The 6,762-nt window shown below is 70.4% G+C and carries 8 protein-coding genes and 1 pseudogene; 3 read left to right on the forward strand and 6 right to left on the reverse strand.

Annotated elements, in window-relative coordinates; all coding sequences use genetic code 11:
* Positions 1–99 precede the first annotated feature (99 nt).
* The 5 genes from QZT59_RS17260 to QZT59_RS17280 form a co-directional block, all read right to left on the reverse strand.
* A complete protein-coding gene (locus tag QZT59_RS17260) occupies positions 100–381 on the reverse strand; it encodes a 4a-hydroxytetrahydrobiopterin dehydratase (protein ID WP_290819116.1) in 282 nt (93 codons plus the stop codon).
* A 106-nt stretch (positions 382–487) separates the two neighbouring features.
* Entirely contained in the window at positions 488–1,798 is a 1,311-nt protein-coding gene (gene hemA / locus QZT59_RS17265; RefSeq protein ID WP_290819118.1) for a glutamyl-tRNA reductase, read from the reverse strand.
* Complete coding sequence (locus tag QZT59_RS17270; RefSeq protein ID WP_290819120.1) at positions 1,795–2,445, reverse strand: bifunctional precorrin-2 dehydrogenase/sirohydrochlorin ferrochelatase; 651 nt, start codon at positions 2,443–2,445, stop codon at positions 1,795–1,797. The genes hemA and QZT59_RS17270 overlap by 4 nt, the downstream gene beginning before the upstream one ends.
* Positions 2,442–3,557 (reverse strand): Lrp/AsnC family transcriptional regulator, encoded by a 1,116-nt coding sequence (locus QZT59_RS17275; protein WP_290819122.1) that lies wholly within the window; start codon positions 3,555–3,557, stop codon positions 2,442–2,444. The genes QZT59_RS17270 and QZT59_RS17275 overlap by 4 nt, the downstream gene beginning before the upstream one ends.
* Positions 3,558–3,708: 151 nt before the next feature.
* Positions 3,709–4,113, reverse strand: coding sequence for a DUF5778 family protein (locus QZT59_RS17280; protein ID WP_290819124.1), 405 nt, complete (start codon positions 4,111–4,113; stop codon positions 3,709–3,711).
* A 193-nt stretch (positions 4,114–4,306) separates the two neighbouring features.
* Here QZT59_RS17280 and uppS point away from each other — a divergent pair, with 193 nt between their 5' ends.
* A complete protein-coding gene (gene uppS / locus QZT59_RS17285) occupies positions 4,307–5,251 on the forward strand; it encodes a polyprenyl diphosphate synthase (RefSeq protein WP_290819126.1) in 945 nt (314 codons plus the stop codon).
* A 186-nt stretch (positions 5,252–5,437) separates the two neighbouring features.
* Positions 5,438–5,641 (forward strand): hypothetical protein, encoded by a 204-nt coding sequence (locus tag QZT59_RS17290; RefSeq protein WP_290819128.1) that lies wholly within the window; start codon positions 5,438–5,440, stop codon positions 5,639–5,641.
* Between the two features lie 29 nt (positions 5,642–5,670).
* Here QZT59_RS17290 and QZT59_RS17295 read toward each other — a convergent pair whose 3' ends face one another.
* Positions 5,671–6,276 carry an undecaprenyl diphosphate synthase family protein gene (locus tag QZT59_RS17295; protein ID WP_290819130.1) on the reverse strand — a complete coding sequence of 202 codons (606 nt, stop codon included), beginning with the start codon at positions 6,274–6,276 and terminating at the stop codon, positions 5,671–5,673.
* 126 nt (positions 6,277–6,402) lie between these two features.
* Between QZT59_RS17295 and QZT59_RS17300 the strand changes: the two are divergent.
* A pseudogene (locus QZT59_RS17300) lies at positions 6,403–6,762 on the forward strand (DUF92 domain-containing protein); the annotation flags it as partial.

The raw sequence follows: 6,762 nt of genomic DNA on the forward strand, positions 1-6,762 counted from the left end.
CGTCCGCCGCGAAGTTCGTTCGTCCGCCGCGACGTCCGTCCGCCGCGAAGTTCGTTCGTCCGCCGCGACGTCCGGTCAGGTCGGCCGGTTCCGTCCGGATCAGGCCGACCGCTCGGATTCGATCAGCTCGGCCATCTCGACGTCGGCGTCGGTGATCCCGCCCTCGTCGTGGGTGGTCAGGCGGATCTCGACCTCCTTGTACCCGATGACGATCTCCGGGTGGTGAAACTGTGCCTCGGCGATCTCGCCGACCATCTGGGCGAAGTTGACGCCGCGAAGGTAATCGTCGAACTCGTAGACGCGGACGATCTCGTCGCCCTCTCGATCCCAGCTCGCGGGCAGTCGGTTCTGGATCTCCTCGTCCGAAAGCAAGTCGGCCATGCTCGCACCGACGGAAGCCAACGAAATAATTATTGTGCTCGGGTCGCCCTCCGTCGGCGACTCCGGGGCGATCGGACGTCGAACGGACGTCGGTCCCCGCGGAACCTCAGTCGTCCTCGGCCGTACCGACCGTGCTTCCGGCGTCGCCCTCGACGCTCGCGACCGACGGCAGCCGGGGGCCGAACTCGGGATCGAACAGCTGCAGGGCCGTCTCGATCGTCTCCAGGTCGTCCTCCACGGCGGCCTCGCGGAGGCTCTTCGTCGGCGCCGCGAGGAGCTGTCCGACGAGGGCGTCCGCCATCGCGTCGACGATCTCTCGCTGTTCGTCGGTGAACGAGTCGCCGTCCGTGAGGCGTGCGTAGGCCGTCTCCAGTTCGCGCTCTTTGACCCGCTCGGCGCTCTCGTACATGGCGGCGATCGCTTCGTCCGCCCGGCGCCGCTTGTACTGTTCGAGCAGGTGCTCGAACTCGCTGTCGATCACCGCTTCGACATCCTCGGCCGCCGACGCGCGCTCCTCGTGGGTCTCCCGGGTGATCGACTCCAGGTCGTCGAGGTCGTAGACGGTCACCGACGGGAGCGCGGCCGTCGCCGGGTCGATATCGCGGGGCTGCCCGAGGTCGACGAGGACTTGCTCGTGCTCGCCGAGGTGATCGGGGTCGAGCACCGGTTCGGGACTCCCCGTCGCGGTCACGACCACGTCAGCCTCGGCGGCGGCCGCCTCCAGCTCGCCGAGGGGAACGGCCTCGCCGACCGTCTCGAGATCCTCGCAGAGTCGCTCGGCTCGCTCGAGGGTCCGATTCGCGACGGAGACCGAGGACGCGCCGCTTCCGTCCAGCGCGCGGGCGGCGAGGCGCCCCATCTCGCCGGCGCCGACGACGAGGGCGTCCGCGCCGTCGAGGGCCACCGTCTCGTCGGCGACTTCGGCCGCGGCCGACCCCAGCGAGACGATCCCCTCGTTGATCGCCGTCTCGGTTCGGGCGCGTTCGCCGACGTGGATCGCCTTCATGACGGCCGTCTCGAGCACGTCGCCGATCCCGCCGCACCGGCGGGCGTCATCGTAGGCGTCGCGCACCTGGCCGATGATCTGATCCTCGCCGAGGACGACCGACTCGAGCCCGCACGCGACTCGCAGCAGGTGGCGCAGACTCTCTTCGTGGTCGGCGTCGACGACGACGGACGCCGGGGCGTCCCCGAAGAACGTCGAGAGGGCGTCCCGGCCGGCGGTCGCGCTCGGCGCGACGACGTAGGCCTCGACGCGGTTGCACGTCGCGAGGACGAGCGCCTCCGAGACGTCGGGCGCCGTCAGGAGTCCCCCGACGGCGGCGTGCTGGCTCTCGGGACTCGCCGCGGCGAGTTCGTCGACGTCGGCGGTCTCGTGGGTGACCCGGGCGCTCGTGACGACTCCCGAGTACGTCACGGCCGATCACCTCCCTCGCACTCGAGCACGTCCTCGATCACGTTCTCCACGTTGACGTCGCCGGTACGTAAAGTTGTCCAAACCGCCGACGAGGATGCGACCGAGCGGAGGGCCGCTCGACGGCGCGACGCCGCCATTCCGCGCTCTCGAAACTCCGCGCGGAGCTCTTCCAGCACCGTCGCCATCTCGCCCGCCCCCTCGAGTTCGTCCTCGAGTTTCCGGCGGAGGTGGCGACTGAGCGCGGGCGCCCGCCCGCCGGTGGCGATCGCGACCACGACCGGATCCTCGCGGACGGTCGCCGGGACGACCACGCTCCCGACCGCCCGGTCCCCGCCGGCGCGGTCGGCGCGATTCCGAAGGACGCCGCGTTCGCGGGCGGCGAGGGCGACGGCATCGTTGACCGCCTCGTCGTCGGTCGCGGCGACGACGAGCGCCGGCTCGACCCGGTCGAGCCACGCGGCCGCGTCGTCCGGATCTGGCGCGGCCCGCACCAGTTCGGCCCCGCCGAAATCGGCGTCGGCGAACGCGGGGCTCACCACGACCACTCGCGCCTCCCGGGCGAACCGGCGGGCCTTTCGAGCGCCGACGGGACCGCCGCCGAAGATCAGCACCGTCTCGCCGGTGAAGTCGTGGAGCAGGGGGATCATGGCTCGCGGCGATCTCCCCCGGGACCGTCCCCGTCGGCCGCCGTGTTCGCGTCGGCCCGCTCGGCCAGCCTGATGCCCGTCTTCTTGAGGATCCGCGTCGAGAACAGCGAGTCCCAATCGTCCTCGCCGACGTCCCAGTACTCGGCCATGGTCTCTCGCACGCGCTCGATCCGCCGCTCGCTCTCGGCTTCGGTGCGGCCGTGGGTCATCGCGAAGAAGTTGTACGGCCAGACGCCCTCGTGGCGCGGTCGCTCGTAGCAGTGGGTGACGAACGGGAGCGACGCGACCGCCGGCCCCACCTCGCCGACGAGATCGTCCGGCACGTCCCAGACGGTCATCCCGTTTTCCGTGTAGCCGAGCGCGTAGTGGTTCGGCACGACGCCGATCCGGCGGATCTTCCCCTCGCGCTCGAACCGGGCGATCGTCTCGCGGACCCACCCGGCCTTCCGGCCGATCGCCTCGGCGACGTCGGCGTACGGCGTCTCGGTGAGCGGGAGCCCGTCCTGGATCTCGAGGACGAGGTCGCGCTCGGCCGGCGTCAGCGTCGCCCGGTCGACGGGGTCGACGTCGGGGCCGAGGTCGGTGAGGTCGATCCCGCCCGGCGTCCCGTCCTCGGCGGGCGCCAGCGGTCCGTCCACGTAGAATTTCGCCTCGACCCTGAACTCCCGCCGTTTGGGCAAATTGTACGTCTCCTGGCCGGTCTCGGCCTCGATCTCGGCGAGTACCGGCTCCACCCGATCCGCGTCGGCCACGGACAGGACGAACCAGACGTTGAGGTGCGGGTGTTCGCGCTCGTAGTTGTGGGCGACTTCCCGGCGGTCGTTGACCGCCTCCACCACCTCGTCGAAGCGGTTCTCGGGGGCGTGCGTGGCGACGAGCGTCGCCGCGCCGCCGATCTCCTGGGCGTTTATCAGCGGTCCGAACCGCGAGAGGACGCCCCGTTCGTCGAGGTCGGCGACCGTCTCGAGCAGCTCGTCAGCGGCGACGTCGACGCCCCGCTCGCGAAGCGCCGCCGCGGCGGGTTCGAACGGTCGCTCGACCGGGGGGAACCCGCCCTGAAAGGCGTTGACGACGGCTCGTTCGCGCTCCGAGAGCTCGACGTCCGGTTGCATACGCTGGACTCGGTACTCTCCGGGCATAAGCGGTGCGGACGGTTCCCGGGCGGTGGAAACGTCGAGTCGCGCGACGCCCGGCACGACCGCCGCCGATCGATCACCCGGTGCGGTCGCGGCCGATGCGGCGGGAACGAACGTCCCCGGCGTCTCAGTCGCCTTCGACGCCCGTCGCCTCGAAACCGAGCTCGCGGATCCCCTCGAGGATCCCCTCCTGGTCGGCGCTCGCCTCGTAGTAGAACACGACGTCGAAGCTGCCCTCGCGGAGGAGTTGCTGGCACTCCCAGACGAACTCCTCGCCGTCGAGCATGAGTCCCTGGTGCTGATTCGAGGAGAAGTCGGGGTCGTCGTTACCGGAGTAGACGTAACAGTCTCGCGGGTCGCGGCCGGCGGCCTCGGCGATCACGTCGCCGACGTCGATCGTCGCTTGCATCATCTTGACGTCTTCTCGCCCGTCGTAGTCCGTGTGGACGATCGCTCCGTTCAGTTCGATGTCGCCGGGCTCCAACAGCGCCTTCGTCCGCTGGTAGAGGTCGTCGTCGATAACGTTCGCCATTACGGGGGTCCAGGCGTGCCGGACCCATAGCCGTCACGATTCCGGTCGCCGGGTGACGGCCCCGGCCGTCGCGTCCGTCTCCGGCGGGACCGGGCCGTCCCGATTCCCGCCGTCGCGACCGAACGATCGATTTCGTCTACCGGGCCGAAACTTCTCGCAAGACACATGGTCCTCGGTGATGTCGACTCGAGTGATGATCGGTTGGCTGCGTCGCCGGTGTCGGGGCGCCTACGAGCGACTGCTCAGTCGCGAACTCGCGGATGCGCCGGGCGAGACTACCCCCACGCACGTGGCGGTCATCCAGGACGGCAACCGCCGGTACGCACGCAGTCGAGGGAAAGACAGCACGGCGGGCCATCGCGCGGGCGCACAAACGACCGAGAACGTTTTGGATTGGTGCCGGGAGGTCGGCGTCGAGGAGCTCACCCTCTACGCGTTCTCGACGGAGAACTTCGCGCGGCCCGAGCGCGAGCGGGAGGCGCTGTTCGATCTGCTCTGTGAGAAGCTCCGGGAGTTCGCCGACGCCGATCGCGTCCACGACCAAGAAGTGTGCATCCGGGCGATCGGCGACGTCGGGCGGCTACCCGAGCGCGTCCAGGAAGCCGTCGAGTACGCCGAGGGGCGCACGCGCGAGTACGACCGGTTCGTCCTGAACGTCGCGCTCGCCTACGGCGGGCGCAACGAACTGCTGGAGGCCGCGCGCAGCGTCGCCCGGGACGTCGAGTCGGGCGCGCTCGATCCCGCGGAGATCGACGTCGAGACGATCGAGGAGCGCCTCTACGACCGCCCGGTGCGCGACGTCGACCTCATCATCCGGACGGGCGGCGACGAGCGCACCTCGAACTTCCTGCCCTGGCACGCCAACGGCAACGAGGCGGCGGTCTACTTCTGTACACCGCACTGGCCGGCGTTCTCGCGGACGGACTTCCTGCGGGCGGTTCGGACGTACGAGCACCGCGAGCGGTCGTGGCGGCGGACGCGTGCGCGGCGGGCGCTGGCGCTGGTGCGGGCGATGGGCGAACCGGAACTGGCGGAGGCCCGCTCCATCCTCCGGCGGTTCCGTGACTCGCTGCCGACGACGGAGCGCCGCGACGTCGAAAGCCTCGACGCGGAGCCGCAGGATCGGACGGCCGACTGAGGTGGGTGATCGGACGACCGACCGGGTCGGAGGATCGGACGACCGACTGAGGTGGGTGATCGGACGACCGACCGGGTCGGAGGATCGGACGACCGACTGGATCAAGGGATCGGACGACCGAACCCGACGAGCGACGACGAGCGTTCGTCCGACGCGTTTTAACGGGACGCCGCCGAAACGCCGGGCATGAACCGACAGCGGACCGGCGGGGCGACCCTCGCCGGGGCGGGCGTCCTCCTGCTCGCGACGCTTCTCGCGCTCGGCTCGCTCCGGCACCCGGCGGACGCCGCGGAGACGACCCAGCCGATCGAGTACGTCGCCATCGGCGCCGCCCTCTGCCTCGTCACCGTCGGGGTCGTCGTCGTGCTGGCGACGTACGTCGAGACCTGAACGGGCCTTCCCGGCCGCGACCGGCGCGGTTACCGACCGAACCGACGAGACCGGTTGCAGTACTCGAGGACCGCCCGCAGGAAGTCCCGCTCCCTGAAGTCCCGCCAGTTGACGTCGGTGAAGTACAGCTCCGAGTAGACGGACTGCCAGATCATGAAGTCGGAGAGCCGCTCGGCGCCGGTTTTGAGCACGAGGTCCGGTTCGGACGGGAAGACGAGGTGGTCCTCGACGTGTCGGTCCTCGACGTCCGACGGCGCGAGTTCGCCGGCGTCGACGGCCTCGGCGACCGTGCGCACCGCGGCGGTGAACTCGTGTTTCCCGCCCAGCCCGATGCCGACCTGGATCGGCGCGTCCGCCGGCGTCCGGTCGTCGGGACCGCGAACGGCCAGTTCGTGGGGCGTCTCGAGCTCGACCAGCTGCCGCTTGAGCGTCGGGACCGCGGCGGCGTCGAGGACGCTCACGTAGACCGTCACGCGCTCGGCGTAGGCCAGGGCCCAGTCGAAAAACGCCGTCAGCGTCTCGTAGGCGCCGCGCTCCAGGAGGTCGCGCTCGGTGATCACGAGCGCGACGTGCGCGGGGCCGTCGCTGTCGAGGCGCGCGATCCGGGAAGCGAGGTACCGCTCGTAGAGGCCCACGAGAGGTGGTTCGTGTCGACGCCTCTTACGGTTACGGTTCGTTTCGAGCCGGGAGAAACCGCGGAAAATGCCCGGAGCTGACGGTCAAGAACCGTTAAGTGACCCCCGTAGAAAGGGTCCGGTATCGTGACATCGAGCGTTCGGCGGGCGGGACTCGTCGCGGGGCTCTGTACGCTCTCGCTCGCCATCCCGCTCTTCGGCCCGGCCGTCGCCGCGGGGATCGCGACGGTCCTCCTGATCGCCGGGTACGCGATCCGCGGGGGACGGGCGTTCGACGCGCTCGCCCTGCCCGCCGATCGCGAGGACGGCCGACTCAATTCGGTACTCCTGCTGGTGCTGGCCGCGATCGTCCTCGGCTCGCTCGCCGGCGCGACCGGACTCTCCTGGGCGATCGTCGTCGGGGTCGTCCTCCTGTTCGGGTTCGGTGCGCTCGCCGAACGGCTCGTCCGGACGCGCACGGCCGACGGTGCCGTCGCGGCGGCGGCC

This window comes from Halovivax sp., from assembly GCA_007119345.1.
Taxonomy (GTDB): domain Archaea; phylum Halobacteriota; class Halobacteria; order Halobacteriales; family Natrialbaceae; genus Halovivax.

Coding starts and splice junctions, on each gene's coding strand:
- QZT59_RS17260 (WP_290819116.1), bottom strand. CDS start 381: ATGGCCGACTTGCTTTCGGACGAGGAGATCCAGAACCGACTGCCCGCG.
- uppS (WP_290819126.1), top strand. CDS start 4,307: ATGATCGGTTGGCTGCGTCGCCGGTGTCGGGGCGCCTACGAGCGACTG.
- QZT59_RS17290 (WP_290819128.1), top strand. CDS start 5,438: ATGAACCGACAGCGGACCGGCGGGGCGACCCTCGCCGGGGCGGGCGTC.
- QZT59_RS17270 (WP_290819120.1), bottom strand. CDS start 2,445: ATGATCCCCCTGCTCCACGACTTCACCGGCGAGACGGTGCTGATCTTC.
- QZT59_RS17275 (WP_290819122.1), bottom strand. CDS start 3,557: ATGCAACCGGACGTCGAGCTCTCGGAGCGCGAACGAGCCGTCGTCAAC.
- QZT59_RS17280 (WP_290819124.1), bottom strand. CDS start 4,113: ATGGCGAACGTTATCGACGACGACCTCTACCAGCGGACGAAGGCGCTG.